11 protein-coding genes and 8 pseudogenes are annotated in these 19,706 nt (G+C 53.1%); 8 read left to right on the forward strand and 11 right to left on the reverse strand.

The features are described from left to right. The first annotated feature begins 214 nt into the window (after nt 1-214). The gene (locus tag JCM25354_RS19305; protein WP_243444089.1) at nt 215-796 is read left to right on the forward strand and encodes an aspartyl/asparaginyl beta-hydroxylase domain-containing protein; all 582 of its coding nucleotides are present in this window, start codon (nt 215-217) and stop codon (nt 794-796) included. A gap of 209 nt (nt 797-1,005) precedes the next feature. On the opposite strand, the pseudogene JCM25354_RS23790 reads toward JCM25354_RS19305, so the two are convergent. The 8 genes and pseudogenes from JCM25354_RS23790 to mlaD form a co-directional block, all read right to left on the reverse strand. Beyond that, a pseudogene (locus tag JCM25354_RS23790) lies at nt 1,006-2,492 on the reverse strand (aldehyde dehydrogenase family protein). 55 nt (nt 2,493-2,547) lie between these two features. Beyond that, nucleotides 2,548-4,151 (reverse strand): annotated as a pseudogene (locus JCM25354_RS19315) (GMC family oxidoreductase). A gap of 389 nt (nt 4,152-4,540) precedes the next feature. After that, a complete protein-coding gene (locus tag JCM25354_RS14510; RefSeq protein ID WP_051537435.1) occupies nt 4,541-5,041 on the reverse strand; it encodes a disulfide bond formation protein B in 501 nt (166 codons plus the stop codon). Further along, a complete protein-coding gene (locus JCM25354_RS14515) occupies nt 5,038-6,381 on the reverse strand; it encodes an alpha,alpha-trehalose-phosphate synthase (UDP-forming) (RefSeq protein ID WP_025886568.1) in 1,344 nt (447 codons plus the stop codon). Before JCM25354_RS14515 ends, JCM25354_RS14510 begins: the two co-directional genes overlap by 4 nt. Continuing rightward, entirely contained in the window at nt 6,381-7,124 is a 744-nt protein-coding gene (otsB, locus tag JCM25354_RS14520; RefSeq protein WP_025886570.1) for a trehalose-phosphatase, read from the reverse strand. Before otsB ends, JCM25354_RS14515 begins: the two co-directional genes overlap by 1 nt. 287 nt (nt 7,125-7,411) lie before the next feature. After that, the gene (locus JCM25354_RS19320) at nt 7,412-8,086 is read right to left on the reverse strand and encodes a DUF2155 domain-containing protein (protein WP_051537436.1); all 675 of its coding nucleotides are present in this window, start codon (nt 8,084-8,086) and stop codon (nt 7,412-7,414) included. After that, nucleotides 8,083-8,289, reverse strand: coding sequence for a hypothetical protein (locus JCM25354_RS14530; RefSeq protein WP_025886572.1), 207 nt, complete (start codon nt 8,287-8,289; stop codon nt 8,083-8,085). The genes JCM25354_RS19320 and JCM25354_RS14530 overlap by 4 nt, the downstream gene beginning before the upstream one ends. After that, nucleotides 8,286-8,785, reverse strand: a pseudogene (gene mlaD, locus JCM25354_RS19325) (outer membrane lipid asymmetry maintenance protein MlaD). Before mlaD ends, JCM25354_RS14530 begins: the two are co-directional and overlap by 4 nt. 219 nt (nt 8,786-9,004) lie before the next feature. On the opposite strand from mlaD, the gene JCM25354_RS22775 reads away from it, so the two are divergent. From JCM25354_RS22775 to JCM25354_RS14555, 5 genes and pseudogenes are all read left to right on the forward strand, one after another. Then, nucleotides 9,005-9,928: a hypothetical protein gene (locus tag JCM25354_RS22775; RefSeq protein ID WP_243444090.1), complete on the forward strand. Its 924-nt coding sequence runs from the start codon at nt 9,005-9,007 to the stop codon at nt 9,926-9,928. Between the two features lie 19 nt (nt 9,929-9,947). Continuing rightward, entirely contained in the window at nt 9,948-10,556 is a 609-nt protein-coding gene (locus JCM25354_RS22780; protein WP_243444091.1) for a TSCPD domain-containing protein, read from the forward strand. Nucleotides 10,557-10,590: 34 nt separating this feature from the next. Beyond that, nucleotides 10,591-11,054, forward strand: a pseudogene (locus JCM25354_RS19335) (RidA family protein). A gap of 72 nt (nt 11,055-11,126) precedes the next feature. Beyond that, nucleotides 11,127-12,279, forward strand: a pseudogene (locus JCM25354_RS19340) (GNAT family N-acetyltransferase). 160 nt (nt 12,280-12,439) lie between these two features. Then, nucleotides 12,440-12,655, forward strand: a complete 216-nt coding sequence (locus JCM25354_RS14555; RefSeq protein WP_025886574.1) for a hypothetical protein — start codon at nt 12,440-12,442, stop codon at nt 12,653-12,655. An 11-nt stretch (nt 12,656-12,666) separates the two neighbouring features. On the opposite strand, the pseudogene JCM25354_RS19345 reads toward JCM25354_RS14555, so the two are convergent. Further along, nucleotides 12,667-14,681, reverse strand: a pseudogene (locus tag JCM25354_RS19345) (M1 family metallopeptidase). Between the two features lie 316 nt (nt 14,682-14,997). Next, nucleotides 14,998-15,389: pseudogene (locus tag JCM25354_RS22785) on the reverse strand (hypothetical protein); the annotation flags it as partial. 535 nt (nt 15,390-15,924) lie between these two features. Between JCM25354_RS22785 and JCM25354_RS14570 the strand changes: the two are divergent. Both JCM25354_RS14570 and JCM25354_RS21790 read left to right on the forward strand, forming a co-directional pair. Further along, nucleotides 15,925-16,788 (forward strand): glycosyltransferase family protein, encoded by an 864-nt coding sequence (locus JCM25354_RS14570; protein ID WP_025886575.1) that lies wholly within the window; start codon nt 15,925-15,927, stop codon nt 16,786-16,788. A gap of 347 nt (nt 16,789-17,135) precedes the next feature. Further along, nucleotides 17,136-17,889 (forward strand): annotated as a pseudogene (locus tag JCM25354_RS21790) (IS5 family transposase). Between the two features lie 528 nt (nt 17,890-18,417). Here the strand turns inward: JCM25354_RS21790 and JCM25354_RS14580 are convergent. Then, nucleotides 18,418-19,467, reverse strand: coding sequence for a glycosyltransferase family 2 protein (locus JCM25354_RS14580; RefSeq protein ID WP_025886579.1), 1,050 nt, complete (start codon nt 19,465-19,467; stop codon nt 18,418-18,420). Nucleotides 19,468-19,706 lie beyond the last annotated feature (239 nt).

Here is a 19,706-nt window from a genome sequence, read left to right on the forward strand (position 1 = left end):
TGATGGATTATCTTGGCAAGAGAGTCAGCGACAATGGATGGAAACTGCCCTTTATTGGTAAATCTCTCTACCAGATTGGCAAGGATATACGTCCTGCAATTGATCGCTTCATCATTCGTAATTCCCTTATCCCCCATACGGCTCTGATTGATGCACGATTTTTCCCCTGGGTAAATCTGCTCGAACGCAACTGGGAGACCATACGGATGAGGCTGTGCGTATTCGCGCCGAAGATATTCCTTCGCTCGGTGAGATTTCGCGTCAGCATGGCCGTATTGCCGGCGATAGGCGCTGGCGTTCCTTTTTTTTCGAGGGATATGGGTATCGTTGTGAGGAAAACTGCCAGCGTGCACCCCGTACCAACGATCTTCTGCGCCAGATTCCCAACCTGGTAACCGCCAGTTTCTCCGTTCTCGAACCTGGCTGTCGTATCCCGCGTCATGTCGGCATGACCAAGGGAACCTTCGTCTATCATCTGGCACTGAAAATCCCGAAAAACCGGGAAGCCTGCCATATTACCATTGAGGGGGAGAACAAGACCCATACCTATTCCTGGAATGAGGGTGAATCGCTGCTTTTTGACGATACGTTTCCCCATTTTGTTGCCAATGATACAGATGAAGACCGTTATATCCTGCTGATACAGGTGCAGCGTCCTTGCCGTCAGGCAGCACGCCGGTTGCTGAAAATTTTTCTTTTCTGTGTGCGTCATTCGCGTTTCGTGCAGGAAATCAAGACCCAGCTGGACATGCTGGCGCGCAGGCCGTTGTCTGATCAGACTTCTCCAGCCGAATAACAGAAGACGCCCATAATGCTGCATGGAGATACAGAGAACTGAAGTATCTCCCAGCAGGATATTCAGGAAGGGAACAGAACACCTTCCCTGACATGCGTTCCTATGCGGCGATGGCACTATGGCAATCGCTCAGATACCCATAATGCCATAGGAAAGTCCTCTATATTTCTCATATATCAGTGTTTTATATTGTAAAAATACTTCCACTCTCAATATCGAACGATAACCGACTTGAGTTCGGTATAGTCGTTGATGAATGCACTTCCGAATTCGCGACCAAGTCCTGAGGAGCGTATCCCGCCAAACGGTACGGCAGGATCGAGAAGTGTATGCATATTTACCCATACCGTGCCGGCCTGATGCGGGGGACCATGCGCATGGCCTTGGAGAGATTGTCGGTCCAGAGACTGGCAGACAAACCAAAATCGGAATTATTCATGAGAGAAACGAGTTCCTCTTCGTCGTCATAAGCGAGAAATGTGCCGATTGGACCGAATGTCTCTTCCTGTAGGAGGGCGGCTTGGGGAGTTGTAGCGCGTATCAAGGTCGGTTCGACATAGTAGCCCGGCCGTTCGAAGGCCTTGCCCCCGCAAATGATCTGATCACCTTCCTGACGGGCACGGTCAAAAAAACCGGTTACTTTTTCGAAATGTTGCCGGTTGGCCAGTGGCCCCAGAGCAGCCTGCTCGTCAAAAGGATCTCCCGGCACGAGGGTTGCGAGCTTTTTGGAAAGTGCCGCCAGGATGTCATCCATATGTGCCCGCGGAAGATAGAAACGTTCGCCCGCTGCGCAGATCTGCCCCTGATTGATAAATCCGGCCTCGATTATTCCGGCGACCGCTCTGTCGATATCAATATCCGGCAGGAATCCGACAGCGTTCTTGCCGCCCAGTTCCAGCGTGACGCGGGTCAGTTTGCTTCCAGTGCACTTTTGCCGATAGAGATGCCCGTTGGCACCGATCCGGTGAAACTCACCTTGTCGGTGCCGGGATGAGCAATCAGGGATGCGCCGACTTTCCCCCCTCCGGTGACGACATTTAGCACGCCATCCGGCAGACCAGCCTCACTGGCAAGCTCGGCAATCCGCAGCATGGTCAGGGGGGTATATTCCGATGGTTTGATGATCGACGTACACCCGGTGGTAAGCAGATGCAAATTTCCATACCGCAATCAGGATAGAAAAATTCCACGGTATGATGCCGACCACCACCCCGATCGGATCGCGACGTGTAAAGGCTGTGTAACGCTCACCATTCATCGAAGGCAGGGAGGGCTGAATGGTCTCACCTGTAATTTTCGTTGCCCATCCTGCGTAATACCGTAAAAAGCGGATTGCCATATCCACTTCAAAGCCGCGCGACATCTGGATGAGTTTGCCCGATTGCAGGCTTTCGAGCTGCGCCAGCTCTTCCCGGTGCTTTATGAACAGATCGGCGAGCCGGAGAAGGAAAGCTCCACGTTCGTCGGGACTGGTATTGGCCCAGCTTCCTTCAAATGCCTTGCGTGACGAGCGCACACAACGCTCGACATCTTCGGCATCAGCCTCGGCAATACTGGTGATGACCTGACCATTGGCAGGATTGGTTACATCGATCCGCTCCTTGCCATTGGGAGGCTGGTGGCGTCCATCAATGTAGAAACCATGCTTGCGTTCAAGGAACTGTCGAACTTCCGGAAGCAGAGATACAAGACTCATGGCGCTATATGTCCTTGCTGGAGAGAGAAGCCCGGTGAACGGGCCCTCTGCTGGTTCACAGTGACGATCGCAGAAGATCGAACCCCTTTTCCGCAACGGCGATGGTCGGGGCGTTGGTGTTGCCACTCACGATTTGCGGGAAGACAGAGCTGTCGATAACACGCAGGTTTTCAACGCCGTGAACCCGGAGTGTCAGGTCAACGACCGAATTTTTGGATCGACGCCCATGCGACAGGTTCCGATCGGATGATAGGTTGTCTTGCATCCCTGGCGGATGTAACGGCGCAGGCCCTCTTCATCCCGGGCCTCGATCCTGTCAGGGGAGAAAACAGCTTCGATCTCGTTTCTCAGGGATGGCATCTTCAGAAAGCGCAGTCCGGTGAGGACCGCGCGAAGCTGGCCGGGCAGGTCATCAGGGTGATGGAGATAATTGGCATGGATCAGCGGCAACATACGGGGATCCGCGCTGGCCAGACGGACTTCTCCCCGTGATTTCGGCTGCAGGTGGCCGACCTTGAGAGTCAGGCCATGTGTCCGGCCTTTGCCGACCCCGTCCGGATCGTCCCAGCTATCGAGCACTGGCAGAAAATGGATCTGAACATCGGGTTGTCCCTGTCCGGTCGTGTCGATAAAGGCGCCGCCCTCAAGAATATTGGAGGTGACGACACCAGACCGGAAGCCAAGCCACTCAATGCCGTTGCGAAGTGCCTTGAGGCCTCTGTCCTGACCATAAAGACTTGTCGGGTGTTTTGTCGTCGCGTTGATCGACATATGCAGGTGATCCTGCAGGTCACGGCCGACCGGCAGATCCATGAGAGGAGATATGCCAACATCGCGCAGGTGTTCTGGCACACCAATGCCTGAAAGCATGAGAATTTTGGGTGAGCCGATAGCACCTGCAGAAACGATGATCTCGCTTCGAGACTCGACTGTCTGTTCCCGCCCGTCCTGGATGAAACTGACGCCAGTGGCTTTATGTCCCTTCACCTTTACCTTTGTGACCAGTGCATTCAGGACAAGCGTGAGCTCGGCTTTGTCAGCGACAGATTTGAGATAGGTCTGAGCCGTGCTGGCGCGCGCGCCTCTGAGTGTGGTCGTCTGGAAATAGCCAATGCCGGTCTGGTCTGTAGCGTTGAAATCATTGACATAGGGTAGGCCAAATTCCTGACCCGCCCTGATGAATGCCCCCGTCAGCGGATGCCTGTAGCGGTTCTCACTGACAGGTAGTGGTCCCTTGATCCCGTGTAACGTGCCGCTCAGGCTCTCATTTCTTTCGGATTTGATGAAATAGGGAAGCAGATCGTTATAGCTCCACCCTGAACATCCATGCTGTGCAGCCCAGCTATCGTAATCGGCCTTCTGACCTCGGATATAGATCATCCCGTTGACCGAACTGCTGCCACCCAGAATCCTGCCTTGTGCGACCGTCATTGATCGCTCACCGGTCTGGACATCCGGTTCGGTCTGATAGGCCCAGGTTTTGGTAGGAATGACCTTGCCTACGGCAGCTGGCATGTGAACGAAGAGATTGCGGTCTGAGCCTCCTGCTTCAAGCAGTAATACCGAGCCCATATTAGCTTGAATAATCCGGGTAGCAAGAACCGACCCGGCAGAACCTGCGCCAATGATTATATAGTCAAATTTATTCAGGGATTTCATATCTATATACCCCTAGCGAAATACTACCTGCAGCCGGGAACATTTATTGTCGGATACGAGGGAATTCGAACAAAAGATATTATGTATTTTATCGTATTCTGTCCGGTTCTGACGCTGAATTACCGGCAAATTCTTGTTGCGGAAACAAATTTAATTAACTTGTTTACTATTTCTATATGGAAAATATCCGGCCGTCTATCAACGGAATTATCAAACAGTCACTATGGTAGTGAAAAAAGCGTGAGCTGTTATCTGAGACTTGTCATTTCCGCTGTACGATTGGCAATCTGCCATCTGCTTCCGTACGGAAGAGATTTCCCCGTCAGCAAAACGAGGTGGGCCGGAAAGGATTTTTTTGCGCATCCGGAACAGATTGTCGCGAGATATTCCTAGCGTGCAGCATGCCAGCGTCGTGCCTGGAGAACGACGCTGTAGCTTATAACGATGAAAAGAAGTGCCGCAGCAATACCACCAAGAACAGTCATCGAGACGGGCAGATGAAAGAGATAGGTCGGGTCATCACACGGTTTGGCCGGGCGCATGGGCATGGAGGCCAGTCTTTCCCGAAAACTGCTACCGGCATGGAAGACAGGAGCATGGCAGGCAGGCAGAGGACTTTCCCACCATTTCTGTTCAACACCGTTATGGAGTCCCGCCAGCATAACGGCGGCGGCCAGAGCCGGCAGAGAGAGAACGGTTGCCCAGAATCCGACCATCCCGGGAATGAGCAAGGCAATCACTCCCAGAAAAGCGACAATACGCCACGGGGCACGCTCGATCAGGCAGAGTTCACAAGGCGCGTAGCCAAGAATATGCTCTGCCCAATAGGCTATGAAGAGCGCGGTAAAACCGGCGAGAAACAGTAATCCACCAGTCAGTCGCGCAATCATTCCTGTCTTTCGGTCTCTCTGAGCATTTCAAGAAAGCGATCGGCCCAGTTGGCTGCCGTATTCTGGGTCACATCACGATGCAGAGCCTGCCAGCGTCTCTGTCTCTCTTCAAGACTCATTGTGATTCCAGCATGAATGGCGTCGGCGATACCCTCGCGATCATAGGGGTTCACCATAAGCGCTTCATCCATCTCGGGCGCGGCACCTGCCAGAGAAGAGAGAATGAGCGCTCCGGGATTATCCGGGCTCTGGGCAGCCACGAATTCCTTTGCCACCAGATTCATGCCGTCACGTAACGGCGTTACAAGAGCAACGTCGGCAATGCGATGGAACCCGGCCAGAACTTCTCTGGGTACGGACTGAGTGAGGTAGCGGATAGGTGACCAGTCGAAATTACCGTGCATGGCATTGATATGGCCTGCCATTTCGTCGAGTTCGCGACGCAGGGCGCGATAGCTGGCAACACCGGCGCGTGAGACCGGGGTAATCTGGAGCAGAACTGTCTCGCCCTTGTGCTCAGGGTAGCGGTTCAGGAAGGTCTCATAGCCGTGGATACGCTCGGGAATACCCTTGGAATAATCAAGGCGATCGACACCAAGAATGAGCTTGCGTCCCCGCAGGGAGGCCTGGAGGCGTTGCACTTCCTCGGCCATGACGTTCTGGATGGCCTGTTCGCCGAATTCGACCGGGTCGATGCCGATAGGAAAATGGGCAGCACGTCTGGGCAGATTATTGGCTTCGAAACACCCGTCCATATTGCGGGCATCCTCGACAGTCTGCACGCCGATCAGATCATAGGCAGCCATTTCCCGCAGCATCTCTTCGGCGCAGGGCAGGACGCGTGTCACACTCCACGGCGGAAAGGGAATGTGAAGAAAGAATCCGATCTTGGCTTTGACCCCACGTCTGCGCAGTTTCGCGCCCAGGGGGAAGAGATGATAGTCGTGAATCCAGATCGTATCGTCATCGCGCAGCAGAGGGACAAGCTGATCAGCGAAAAGAGCATTGACCTCACGGTAGATCTTGTAGTCAAGGCGCTTGTAATCGATAATTCCGATACGATAATGGCAAAGAGGCCAGAGCAGACCGTTGGAGAAATTTTCGTAGAAATGCTCGTACTGGCTGCGTGTCAGATCGATTGTGGCATAGGTACAGCCATCATGGGTATCGAGCTTTGGCGTCTGATCTTTGGACTGGCTGGCATGACGGCCGGACCAGCCAAACCAGAGGCTTTCAGTACCACGCACCGCATCCCGTACACCGACGGCAAGGCCGCCTGCGGGCTGACTGCGTTCGCGGGGCGCCGGTACGCGATTGGAAACAACAACAAGGCGACCCATCAGGCATTCTCCCCATAGCGGGCAAGCCAGGTCCGGAAATCATGGCCTGTCGGAAAATCATCGGGGATGAGATAGCCATAGCCTCCCATGGCGCGGGCCGCACGGATTCCGTCCATATCGGTCACGTCATCACCGACGAAAACGGGTACACGGCCTGCAAATGGCGACTGTGTCATGAGAGCTTCAACCGCCTTGCCTTTGTGAATGCCAGCGAGACGAATCTCCCATGCCATTTTGGATGGATGGATTTCGAACTGGTCCTGACCGGCCAGCCACGTCTCTATAGCTGTCCTGAAGGAGTGTTCGGCATCGGGGTTGCCACGATAATGAAGCACCAGACCGGCTTTCTTGTGTTCGATTGCTGTATTGGGCGTACTGGCCACAAGCATCCGGGCCTGATCGAGCCATTCTTCGGGAAGTGGTGTGGCTGTGACGGGTTCTTCAGGAATGCCGGGATGGCGACGTAGGGTAAGGCCATGTTCACCGGCAATGGCCGTCGCTACGCCAGGAAGAAAGTGATCGATCTGTGCAATGGGTCTGCCGGTGACAATGGCAAGGGCACCGCCACAGACTTCCTTCAGGTGAAGAAGGGTATCGATGAGACCGGGTTCGACCCGAACAGAGTCAGGGGTCGGTGCAATATCGACTAGGGTACCGTCAAAATCGAGCAGAAAAGCTGCTCTCCTGGCTGGAGGGGCTTTCTGTTCGAATGACGGGCGAGCCGGATGAGAGGGGGTTGTCATGAGTCTGATAACTTCCTCATAGAAACGCAGTTGCACCGGAATGCGGGGACAGCCGCGTTATTGCCCTCAAATCTGATCAGAATATGGTCAGGAGACCATTTCAATCACGTAATCGTCAATTGTAAGGCTGAGGTGGTGGCAGTGCCTGCCCGGTGCCACCGAGAGAGGTGCGAGTTGCGTGGGGCCGCCGCTTTCCTGATGCGGTAGCTGTCTTGGCATTTGCTGCGGTATTTGTCGTGTTGCAGAAGCTGTCGGGCGGGATGGGGCTGATGACTCTCCCAGCGGGGTCAGGGCTGTAGGGCCACCGGCTGGTGCTGTGGATGGCCTGCCTGGCAGAGAACCGGGGGAGCCGGGAAAACCCGCAGGAACGCGGGGAGGGCTCTGGGAAGGCATGACGCCCGGTCCGGTGGGTGCGTGGTTGGGATCATCCAGATCGCCAGGCTGGTTCTGGGCACCTTCAGCAGTTGCCCTGGTGAGGGTCGGCAGAACGGATGGGGCAGAGGAGCCAGAGAAGGATCGGCTTTCGGTCCCGAGCAGGACACGATGGAGATGCCATAGAGCGCGCTTTTGTATCCGGTAAGCGAAGGCTCCTCGGCCAGGATCCATCCTTCATAATGTGTGTCCGGATCCGTCTCGTCAGTGGTTGTAATCAGGGCTGCGGCATCACGGGGAAGAGTTTCAGGACGTTCGACGCAGCGCGTAACACCCACATGCAGGCTACGATACTGTGCCTGGCCGCCAACGGGGACAGTCAGGGTCTCAATGTGTGAATCGGTGCGGTTGAGTATGCGGATAACGGCTTCGCCGCGGCCCTGCCACAGATCAGCAGGATACATGACAGGGGGTGCAACGGCCTCTGCAGCCCAGACGGGCGATATGATCGCATCTCGCAGTGTCAGGCAGGGGGCCATCAGGAGGGGAAGAACGACAAAGAGCCTGTTTCGAGAGGAAGCCTTTTTCATGCACCAAGCTCCTTGAGTGCTGCAATCATCTCGATCAGATGGCGACGCATGGCTTCAGGATCCACGCCCATCAGAAGTGCGTCTTCAAAGACATCCTGCAAGTTCTGGCGCAGCTCAGTCTCGTTTTCTCGCAGCACCTTGAGCTTTTCGACACAGGCAATGGGGCTGCCCTGGCGATCTGTCCAGAGGGTGGGGCTGCTCATGGGGCAGTGGCCTTGTGGCTTTTGTCGAGTGAATCCGTGACTGAGAAGATGAATTTGCTCAGAAGCTGTTCAAGGCTGATCGCGCCTGTGTTTGCGAGACAATGCCGCCTGCCTTGAGATTCTGTTCATCCCCGCCGGGAGAGAGGGCAATGTACTTCCCCCCCAGGAGACTGTCAGAGGTCACGATGGCAGCACTGTCTGTTGGCAGGGCAATACCATTGCGCACGGTAAAGCTGACCTTGGCGCGGTAGTTTGCAGGATCGACTGTCTCAGCTGTTACATGACCAACCGTGATCCCCGCGAGACGGACATCTGACCCAACCGAAAGCCCGTCAATCTGATTGAATACGGCATGGAGCGTATAGCCATCTGAACCGCCCTGACTGCGGCCAAGCACAGCAAGAGCCAGAAGTGCTGCCAGAGCGGCAAGGACCAGAAAGCCGGTTGTCAGCTCGAGAAAATCGCGACGGGGGCGAACGCCAGGCAATGAACTCATGGGATTTCGGAACTCACAGGCTTGGGTCGCAGAAGAGGCAGTGCAGGAAATACATGTAATCTCGATCCTACAGGCTTCCCTTGCCAGCGTCCATCACCCCGCCCGGCCAGAGGGTCGGGAATGTTATCCACCATATCCCCACTATGCGGACCATTATCGCCTGTCTACCCGGTCGAATACCCCTTTTCCCACCACGATTCGACGCCTAGATTCCAAGCCATGACAACGCTTCTCCATTGGAACGGGGTGCGTATGCGCGTTGCGCATGTCGCTGCCGATCCTGACGATCTCGTCCTGCGTGCTGTAACGCTTCCTGCCAGCTGGGAAGACGAGGCGGCGATTGCGCTTCTGCAGCTTTCGACCACGACAGGAGCACTTCGCCTGTCGAGCGAAGCCGCACGCTGGCTTGAGCGTATCGATGGACTGCCTGCACTGTGCGGTGAAGCGGAGACCACAAATTCCAGACTGGGGCCGGCTCTGGCTGGCGCCTTGCTGGAACGACAGATCGCCCCTTTTGCCGGGTTGTGGCAGGGTCAGGTCGATCGTCGTGCCGGGTTTGTCGTCAATCTGGCGGCGTTCGTGCACGAAGGCGATTTTGTGGGAGAGCGTTTCGTCGAGACGTTGCGCCTTGCCTGTACGGCATTGCGCCGTCTGCATGCGGTCAACGGGCCGATGCTCAATGGTGAGCTGCCTCTTTTTGATGCACCATCAGGCGCGACATCGGAACAGAACGTTCTGGGTGGTCCGGCAGGTACGCTGCTTCTTACCAATCTTGATAGCTGCCTCGCCCTCATGGGGCTCGATTACGACAGTGAACGTGGTCGTGATGCAGCCTGTTATCTGAGCTGGCTTGCAACCTCTCTGGCGCGACAGGGAGCAGGCCCGGTTCCCCTGCCTCCTGTCTCCTGTCCGATTGCCGGGCTTGAGATTACCGGACGTCAGATTCGTGACGAGATGGAAGACAGTCTGCCTGATCTGCCCAATCGGGTGCTGATCGAGACCGGCTTTTCTCTTCCCGGTCCTGTTGATGCACTGCTTGGCGTTGAATCCTGTGGTCTGGCGCCAATATTCTCTCCCTTGCGTGCCGACGGTCATTTGCGCGCCAGCGCCTGTCGCGGCTTGCTCATCGTGGGCTCAGCTTGAATCGGCTCTGGCTTCTGCCGTGCTCGGTAACAATCCGCTTCCTCAGCCCGGACCGGAAGCACATCTCTCGATGCACCGCGCGTTGACCGGCTTTGTCGATCGTATGCCCTCCCGACCCGACCCGGGACTTTCCCTGCCGCTGACGGCACGACTGGAACGCGGTGCACGTCGTCCCCTGCCGACCCGTCATGGGGGCTTTACGCAACGTACCGCTGTTGGGGGACATCGCCTGTATCTGCGTACCGGCGAATACGAAGATGGTTCGCTTGGCGAAATTTCCCTGACGCCCGGGCGTGAAAGTTCGATGGTGCGGGGTCTGCTGGAAAGTGTCGGTCAGGCTGTCACGATCGGTTTGCAGCATGGTGCCCCTCTTGCTGCCTATGTGGAGCAATTTGCCCATACCCGTTTCGGGCCGGCAGGCACTGTTGAGGGCGATCCGGTCGCAGCCTATGCGTCATCCCTGCTTGATTATGCATTCAGGGCGCTGTCAGATAGCTATTTGGGCAAACGCCTGCCCGACAGTGCGCCTGAAGATCCTCATCTGATCGAAGAGGATCCGATGTTGCCACTGGATATTCCCGGTGATCTTCCCCCGCGTGAGCGTGGCAGGCTGCGTCTGGTCAGCTGAGGGAAGACATCCCTCTCAGCAAGGAGACACGTCCATGTCTGACACACCCTCTGCCCGTCTTGCCGCTCTCGGTCTGAATCTTCCCAAGGCGGCTGCGCCTGTTGCCACTTACGTACTGTTGCCCGTACAGGGTCTCTTCTGGTTGTTTCCGGCCAGTTGCCACTGTCTGGTGGCACACTCAGGGTCACAGGCAAGCTGGGCGAGGACGTGTCGCCTGAGCTGGGGCGTGAATGTGCCGAACTCTGCCTGCTGAATGTTCTGGCGCAGGTTCAGGCTGAGCTGGGTGATCTGTCAAAGGTGAAGCGTATCGTGCGTCTCGGGGGCTTTATTGCCTGCACCCCGGATTTCACGCAGCATGCCACGGTCATGAACGGTGCTTCCGATCTGGCTGTAGCCGTATTCGGTGAAGCCGGACGTCATGCGCGTTCGACAATCGGTGTGCCCTCATTGCCACTCGATGCGCCTGTCGAGGTTGAAGCCCTGATCGAAATAGCCTGATCTGACTGCTTTTCAACGGCCAGCCTTATGCTGGCGGTTGATTCGGTTCAGGGAACAGCCCACATGCCGGCCATGACGGACTGGTCCCTGACACTTCACGCCTCCATTACCGAAATCGGCGCCTCTGCCTGGAATCGCTGTGCAGGGGACGATAATCCTTTCTCTGTCACGGCTTTTTTCTGGCGCTGGAAGAAAGCGGCTCTGTTGGTGCCAGAACGGGATGGTTACCCCGTTATGCGGCCCTGCGTGAGGGTGATGCTCTGGTGGCTGTGGCACCCTTGTTCCTCAAGGGACATTCCTACGGGGAATATGTCTTCGATCAGAGTTGGGCGCGCGCCTATGAGGAGGCGGGTGGACAATATTACCCCAAACTTCAGATCGCCGTCCCTTTCTCGCCTGTCAGTGGACAACGTTTACTGATCGACCTGCACATCTGGCACAGGATGTCGTCAGGGGCGTTTTTGGCAATGCTCTGGGTCAAGCCTGTTGCGAGCTTGGATTATCCTCCGTCCATATGACTTTCTGTACAAAGGCAGAGCAGGAGGTGCTTGCTGGTCATGGCTGGATGGAGCGACTTGGGCTGCAATATCACTGGCATAACAGGAATTATACTGATTTCGAGCAGTTTCTTGACGCGCTTGCGTCACGTAAACGCAAAGTCATCCGACGCGAACGTCGGGAGGCGCAAGGTTGCGGTCTTGAATTCCGTGTTCTGCGCGGGCCGGAAATTACGGCAAGGGATTGGGACCGCTTTTATGACTTCTATCAGGCGACGATCGATCGCAAATGGGGACAGGCCTATCTGACCCGCCTCTTCTTTACCCGGCTTTCGGAGTGTCTTGGTGAAAAGGTAGTGCTGATGCAGGCCGTGCATCAGGGGACACCAATTGCTGCAGCGCTCAACCTTGTCGGACGTGATACGCTCTATGGGCGTAACTGGGGTTGTGAAGGCGAGTGGCCTTTTCTGCATTTCGAGCTCTGTTATTACCGCGCCATCGATTTTGCTATTTCCGAGGGATTGGAGTGGGTCGAGGCTGGGGCACAGGGAGAACACAAGATCCAGCGTGGTTATCTTCCAAGCCTGACCTATTCGAGCCATTTCATACGCGACCCGGCGCTTGCCCGAGCCGTCAGGCCTTTTCTGGAAGAAGAGCGTGCTGTGATTTTTCAGGAGAAAGAAGCGCTTGCTACCTTATCTCCCTATCGACACGAAAATAGTTGTTGAGAACGACTCTCACTATCATATAGGCTGATCCCATTGTCAGCACGCGGAAGCGCTTTCCGCGTCTTTCCGAGGGCATTCGCCCCGGATCGTTTTTTTCATGCGCCTTACCCGCCTGATGAAGCGATCGGGTCGGAGGGTGCAGTCGTGAGGGTCAGTCTCAATGATCAGATATCTTTCGACCGGTGCCGCCGATCTTGCCCGTCTGCTGGCCCAGAGTCATGCGGCTCAACCTTCTCCTGTCTGGGCTGAGGCCCAGCTTTTTTTCGGCTTTGAGCCAGCAGAGCGTAATGAAACTGCCGGTCTCGCATCTTCTGGCGCCTGGGCCGAGCGCGCAGAGACGGTTGCGGTTGATGCCTGGTCTTCTGCATTGGCATGAAGACCAGTCATTCAGGGGTGGGTTGACGTTTCTGGTATGAGGATCAGCCCGCGTCGATCAGGGATCGGTAATCCCTGATTGGGATCGAGCGCGATGGTTGTGGGGGTGCCATGACCGGGGAAAGACAAGGAAAGCCTGTCATGCAGCATCCATGCTTCTGTAGGAATCAGGCGTTCGGTATGGGTGCCATCCTGCCATGTCACGCGTAATAGAACAGGGAGCATCAGCTTGCCCTCGTTACGTACACCGACAGTCACGGTATTCTCTCCCCCCTGTGAGGCGGGGTTCTGTACAAAACCGTCCAGACGGTATTGCGGCCACCAGTTCTCGAAGTACCAGCCACGCCAGAACCAGGTAAGGTCTTCGCCAGCCTCGCTCGACATGAAGCGGAAGAAATCGGATGGCGTCGGGTGTTTGAAGGCCCAGGTGCGGATATAGGCGCGAAAGGCAGGATCGAACCGCTCTGGCCCCAGTATCTTTTCGCGCAGAAGCGTCAGTCCATAGGCTCCTTTGAAATAGGTCACCTTGTGACGGTATTTCTCCGGTACGAGTTCGGCTGGCATCATGAGTGTCGGCGCGTCTGGGGCGGTCAGTACGGGCACGATATCCTTTGCCGGGTCGCCCGTTTGCGGGGCGTACTCTGCATCTTTTTTCGGTGCATATTCACCATGATTGAAGTGCTGCGAGGCATAGGCATCGATGAACGTGTTGAATCCTTCATCCATGAAGGCATGACGGCGCTCATTGCTGCCGACGATCATCGGAAACCACCCATGACCGAGCTCATGGGTGGTGATCCAGAACAGAAGGTCGTTCTTGTCCTGCCAGCCATCAAAGACGATGCCGGGATATTCCATGCCCGCACCATGTCCGCCCAGATTGACGGCGTTGGGCCAAGGATAAGGATACCATTGCGACGAGAAATACTCGATGGCGTGCTTCACATAGTCGGTCGAGCGGTCCCAAGCCTGAGGGCCTGCGCCTTCACGCGGATAGACCGACATGGCAAGACGGGGTTGCGGTTTCTGCCCCTTGGCCACCGGCAGGCAGGCAGGTCGAGTCTGGCAGCGTCCCATACGAAAGCTGATGAGGCGGCAAAGGCGACGTCCCGCGTGTTCTCCATATGGAAGTGCCAGGTCTTTTCGCCTGAGCGTGCCAGATGGCTCGCCGGGTCGAGTACATCTTGCGGGGTACGGATCAGCACCCGCTTGTCGCTTTTCGCCGCCTCGGCCAGGCGCGCACGCTCTGTAGCGGTCAGCACGTCCTGCGGGTTGGTCAGCGCCCCGGATCCGACTACGGTGAAGTTCCATGGTACGGTAACAGCGTAATCGATGGTACCGTATTCGAGATAGAATTCCTGCCCGAGATAGGGGAGCGTATCCCAGCCACGCAGATCATCGTAGACGCAAAGCCGGGGGTACCATTGGGCGACTTCGAAAATTTCTCCGTCTTTGACCTTGGTGACTGCCGTGCGTCCGCCCCATTCGCCCGGAATGGTGTGATGCCAGGTGACGTGAATCTTCAACGGATGGCCAGACGCCGCAAGAGGTTCTGGCAGGCTTACCTGCATGCGGGTATCGGAGATATGGAACGCCACGGGCTTTTCGACGCTGTTTACCTCGACCGTCACGCGCTCAATGGCATAGCCTTCCGAGCTGGCCGGGTGCCAGTCGGGAAACGCCACCCAGGAGCGGGAATCCTTGCGATAAAGGTTCTGGTCGAGCTGTAGCCAGAGCACGTCGAGCGTATCGGGACTGTTATTGGTATAGGTGATCGTCTCGGTGCCGGTCAGCACATGGCTGGCCGTATCAATGTGGGAGGCGATGCGATAATCGGCACGGTTCTGCCAATAGGCTGGTCCGGGGCGCCCGGAGCCGCTGCGCCAGATATCGGGCGCATCCGGCAGGACCAGCGTGTCGAAGACAGGGCGCATCGAGAGCGGCATGTTCTGGCTGGGGGCCGGGCGCGCCGCGAATGCTGAGCCCAGACAGGATGCCAGACCGAGGAGGGGAATAAACAGACGCATCGGTAAGCAACCTTGTTGGGAGGAAAGTTCCTGAATAATCGTTTCATTTTCGTTCTGGTGGCACAAGATGGTTTTTGCAGTAGCCACTCTTTTTCTAAAGAAGCTGCGGGACATAGGGGCTGCGATCGAGGTCGTAGTTGAGGTATTGCTTGTAAATTATGTAATTGAAGGATCCTGCTATGATTCAGTATCGGGTTGGCTCCCTCAACCAGCTATAGACCTTGTAACTATGTCCTAGTTGGATCGAGCCACTTAACGCAGCGCGTTGATTGCTTTGTGCGAACGCCTTGTGCGTGTCGGCTAGGCTCAGGACACATAGCCGGAACATGACGGTTGCGGCGAGGCAGATGGCTGAGAAGAACACGGTCGGGCATCTGTCGTAGCGTGTGGCGACGCACCTCCAGTCCTTGAGCCGGCAGAACATGATCTCGATACGATTGTGGCGCCGGTATTGGCGTTTGTCGTAATTCACGGGCGTCGTGCGGGATCTCCAGCCTGTCCCTGAACCAGTTGGTATCATAGCCGCGATCAGCCAGGAGCCATCTTGCGGTGCGCATTCAGGTGGGTCGCGTCCATCATGATCGCCTGGTAATCCAGTCTGCCGGTCGCCAGACCATCCATCATCCGGGCAAAGATCCCCATGCCGCCTCAACGTTTCCAGCGATTGTAGAATGTCTTATGCGAGCCACACTCTTGCAAAGCCTGACAACAGATCTACCCACCCAAATCAATCAGTCCTGAGCCTAGGGCATCAGCGATGCGCTCGCATGCCACCCCTTGCATGTTAAACCGATAACGCACCTTTTGAGGGAAGTATTGGTCATGCCGTCTCGTTGTTCTGGAGGCTACATTTAGGGATAGAGGTATAATTCTGAAATTGTTTAAAGGGACCATTATGAAATCACACAAAATATTATTATTCGAACAATACATGTACCTATAGTAATAATAAACTCTTCATAAGAAGATACAATAAAAATATAAATATGATATTAATACGAAAAAATTTAATAATATTTTTATGTTAGGTTTTATTGTACGATAGCAGATGTTTTCGTAATGGAATTTCTATCTTTCTTTATACAGGAAAGATCGAGTGGTCGAAGAGTGAAACTTCTAGTGCAGCCTCATAAGTGTTTTACCGTACGAGATGCAAGACGTCGCAAAAAACAGGGTTCTGCTATGAATGCATCTACCATATAGTCTGGAGAGTTTCATGTCTCGAAAGCCAAGGATCTAAGCAATGAAGTGGTTTTTTGCCATAACCGAGAAAACGTTAGCGAATGATCCGGATCATGGCTTTATCGACTGTATTCGAGTCGCTGTAAGATCGGCCAGAGAGAATACCAGCCTGATTCCTCACATGGTATTTGACGGTGCTGAGTGCGATTTCACGCGTGAAATGGCCGCTGAGGGTGTTAATGTAATATATCACCGTATTCATTTTTTCGATAAGCTTAAACAGGCCCAAGAAGAGCAAAAGCCGGAATGGCCTAATTACATGGATACAGCGGCTGGTGCCTTTATGAGGTTGGATCTGGCGCTCTTGGAGACAAAAGATCAGTTTGTCCTGTATACTGACTGCGATGTGATGTTCCTCTCCAATCCCGATCTTGAGTTTTGCAGGCCGGAGATTTTTGCTGCTTGTGGCCAATTCGGTCAGCAGGACTATTACAGCGATATGAATTCAGGAGTTATGATTCTTAATCTTAACAGGATTCGGAATGATCTTCCTGCAATGGTAGAATTTTTATGCGACAACTTCAATTTCATATCTGGATATGATCAAGAGTTGCTTAGAATATTCTACAACGCACACTGGAGTCCCCTTTCAGCAAAATTTAACTGGAAGCCATATTGGGGTGTAAATAGCCGAGCGAAGATTGTCCATTTTCATGGACCTAAAGCGCCAGCCAGCCGTAATATTCTTAATGATCATCATTATCGCGAGCACGATCCGGTATTTCATACTTGGCGCCATTGGTTTTTTCAGAATGTGCCAGGCTACGAACACTATGTGCCAATATGGGAGAACTTTCTCGAAGCAGCGCGTGAGAGCCAGAAAGTCGAGATCGATCCTTTCGTTTTTGATAGCGTGCGAGAATAGTGTAATAATCAAAAAAATATCAAATTTTACTACTATAATGGAAAATCTTTTAATATCTGGGATAATTCGAAAAATTATCAACTTAGATAAGGTTGTCGTAGAGGACACAATCTCTGCGACAATGTTTCCTTGGAAACCTGTCCAAATGTCATGGAAGGGCTTTTCTTCGGGTAAGATTGGCTTCCATAATGACTGAATTTATGGCCCGTAGAAAAAGATGCGGTGATTGTAGTTGCGCATGAGGTGTTGCCAAGCGGGTCATCCAGTGAAGATACGCTCCACTGTTTATCCGCAGGCAGAACCGTCACACCTTTCGATCCCTGTCCTGGCGGTGGGGGAACTCAACGATGAAATTCAGACGAGCAATCTTACCCAACATTTGGGAGCCGATGATCGAGGCGGTTCGCCTGAAAGGCAAGACGCCGTCGCGCGATCTGCGACGGACCATGTCGGCAATTTTCTGACGGCATCGGAATGGGACGAAGTAGCGAGCTGTCCCTTCTGAGTTCGGCCCATGGTGGACCTGCAGCCCAACTCTTCATCCGATGGGCGAACTTTGACGTCTGGCAAGTTTCTTTTTGAACAAGTAAAGGACCCCCCCCGCTGTAGGCATGGTATTCTTCAACGGCACGAACATTCGGACTCATCACAAGCCGGCGGGAGTCGCCAAAAAAGGGGAATTCCGAGGATATAGAGGTAATCGTGAGGCACTTGGTCGCTCGCGTAAAGGCTTTGGCAGCTAAGTCTGCGTCGCCGCTGACGGACGCGGCAAAGCCCTGTCTTTCACCCTGACGCTAGGGCAGGCCTAGGAGCGCCCTTCAGCCGTGGCGTTCCTAGATGCATTGCCCCACGCTACGTCGTCTGCGATCGGGGTCATGTCTCGAACCGGTCTCTCGAAGCCTTATGGGACAGAGGCTCACATCCTGTCATTCCACCCAGACGTAGCGAGCCACAGGTCGCCTGCCCGACAATGAGTTTATCGGCCACCGGTATTTGGTTGAAAACCTGTGGGCGCGCCTCAAGGAGTGGAGAGCCGTCGCAACACGATACGAAAAAATCGCCACGCCTTGTATGACTGTCATCTGTATCGCCGCAGCCTAGATCAAGACCTAATAGGCCCCAAAGATCCTAGCCTTGATCTAAGGTATCCTCATCCAAGATCTCAAGCTATGCCTTAGAACCTATACAGGAAATTATAGTATTCCAAGGCAAAATAGAATATAAATATACTATTCTTACTTAAGAATAAATATTACATAACTTGGCTAATTAGTCTCATATAGGAAATTATCTTTTCCGATTCAGATGAGAATTTACTTTCAATACAATTTAAAAATATCAAGGATTCTTTTTTCATTTCGTCGCTTACATAACCGAAATTTGTATAGAGAACATCGAAATCTTGTATGTTAAATACTTCTTCTATAGATTTTTTTATACTTACATAGTTTGGGTGTGCTGAGTTCTCGGGCCTATGTATACCTTCGAAATGAATTGTATCATTCCAGTCTCGCACAAAGAGTATTTTTTTTTCTCTGCTCAGATAATGATTTTAGTTGTGCAACTCTTTTCTTGAATAATTCTAAAAGACTACTCTCATCTTTTTTGTAATCTTCAACGTAAACAATATTATCGGAATTCAATTTTTTTGAAATCTGTGTAGATGCAAAGAGTATCGCGACAGCGAATTGCGTCGTGATAAGAATATGGGCAGTCTGACTGAAAAAATCCGGCAAACTCAGAGCGTATTGAGCGCTCTAGATTAGCGTTTGGTACGATTATTCCTTGAAGTAGTTCAATTATCTCGCAATTTGCGATATTTTTTATAGATTCAAGATATGTTTTGTCTGACCCTAAATATACAACACAATCATATCTCTTTTTTTGATCAATCACGCTGTTTGTCTGGTGATAACGATCTATTTCTGAGCGAAACTCGAACATTTCATCGTCGCTCGTCCATGGTGATCTGTAGATCTGATCATATTTGATCGATTCGTGAATTCTCTGATTGAGCATCGCAATGTCGTGGTTTCCATGGCTTGTGGAGGGGGTTACGTCTAATCCGCCTTTGAGGAAATACAATTGCCCGCGCTCTGGTGTGTGCTTTTGCAGGAGACCTCCATACCCCGCTCTTAGAAACCTGTGAGTATGCTCAACATGCTCCTCCCCGTATTTAACAAAGCGTGTATCTAGGTATCCGACATAGTCTAATGCGTTCGCATGATAGCCTACGCAGAAAGCTTGATGCATTGGTGCGATGAAAGGGTTGGCAGCGGTTCCCTCTCCGGAAGAGACATCATTGTCCAGTTCCAGAGTGACATCAGGCATATAATTGATATGACCATACATATTGATGGCGGATATCCACTCCTGCTCCCAGCCGAATGCATTTGGGAAACAATCATCTTCAAAAATGATAATTTGTTGACACTTACGCTCGTTTTTAAGGTGCCATATAGCCCGATTTCGGTTCCACGATATACCTTTATTTTTGCCAGATATATAATTTACCTCACTATTCGCCAAGTATTCTAATGTTTCGTCTGTCGAACCATCGTCTGCTACAATGAAATCAAACGGACATGAAGTATTTTTGAAAATCTCGTTTATTGTTTTCGTAAGAGATTCCACTCTATTGTAAGTTATGATTCCTATTCCCAGTTTTGTTTCTGACATTTTCAGGCCCCATTTGTATCTTTGTAAGAGATCTAAGAGTTATCGTTGTCTATTAACATGTCAGGGTATAAATGGTAAGCCGGTCGTGCTTATCTTCAATTATATGAAACATCAGTGCGTCGGCTAGTAACAGTTTGCACGAGGATAAACCAAGATTTATAGGACTGCCGAGAAAGATAGATGTTTTAGAATCAATAGAATCAAGATATTATATATAATCGTAAACTATATAAAAATAA

Source organism: Asaia prunellae JCM 25354, assembly GCF_000613885.1.
Taxonomy (GTDB): Bacteria; Pseudomonadota; Alphaproteobacteria; order Acetobacterales; family Acetobacteraceae; genus Asaia; species Asaia prunellae.

Excerpts from the sequence above, each read along its gene's own strand:
- JCM25354_RS14510 (WP_051537435.1), bottom strand. The coding sequence starts at position 5,041 with ATGATTGCGCGACTGACTGGTGGATTACTGTTTCTCGCCGGTTTTACC.
- JCM25354_RS14515 (WP_025886568.1), bottom strand. The coding sequence starts at position 6,381 with ATGGGTCGCCTTGTTGTTGTTTCCAATCGCGTACCGGCGCCCCGCGAA.
- otsB (WP_025886570.1), bottom strand. The coding sequence starts at position 7,124 with ATGACAACCCCCTCTCATCCGGCTCGCCCGTCATTCGAACAGAAAGCC.
- JCM25354_RS19320 (WP_051537436.1), bottom strand. The coding sequence starts at position 8,086 with ATGAAAAAGGCTTCCTCTCGAAACAGGCTCTTTGTCGTTCTTCCCCTC.
- JCM25354_RS14530 (WP_025886572.1), bottom strand. The coding sequence starts at position 8,289 with ATGAGCAGCCCCACCCTCTGGACAGATCGCCAGGGCAGCCCCATTGCC.
- JCM25354_RS22775 (WP_243444090.1), top strand. The coding sequence starts at position 9,005 with ATGACAACGCTTCTCCATTGGAACGGGGTGCGTATGCGCGTTGCGCAT.
- JCM25354_RS14555 (WP_025886574.1), top strand. The coding sequence starts at position 12,440 with ATGATCAGATATCTTTCGACCGGTGCCGCCGATCTTGCCCGTCTGCTG.
- JCM25354_RS14570 (WP_025886575.1), top strand. The coding sequence starts at position 15,925 with ATGAAGTGGTTTTTTGCCATAACCGAGAAAACGTTAGCGAATGATCCG.
- JCM25354_RS14580 (WP_025886579.1), bottom strand. The coding sequence starts at position 19,467 with ATGTCAGAAACAAAACTGGGAATAGGAATCATAACTTACAATAGAGTG.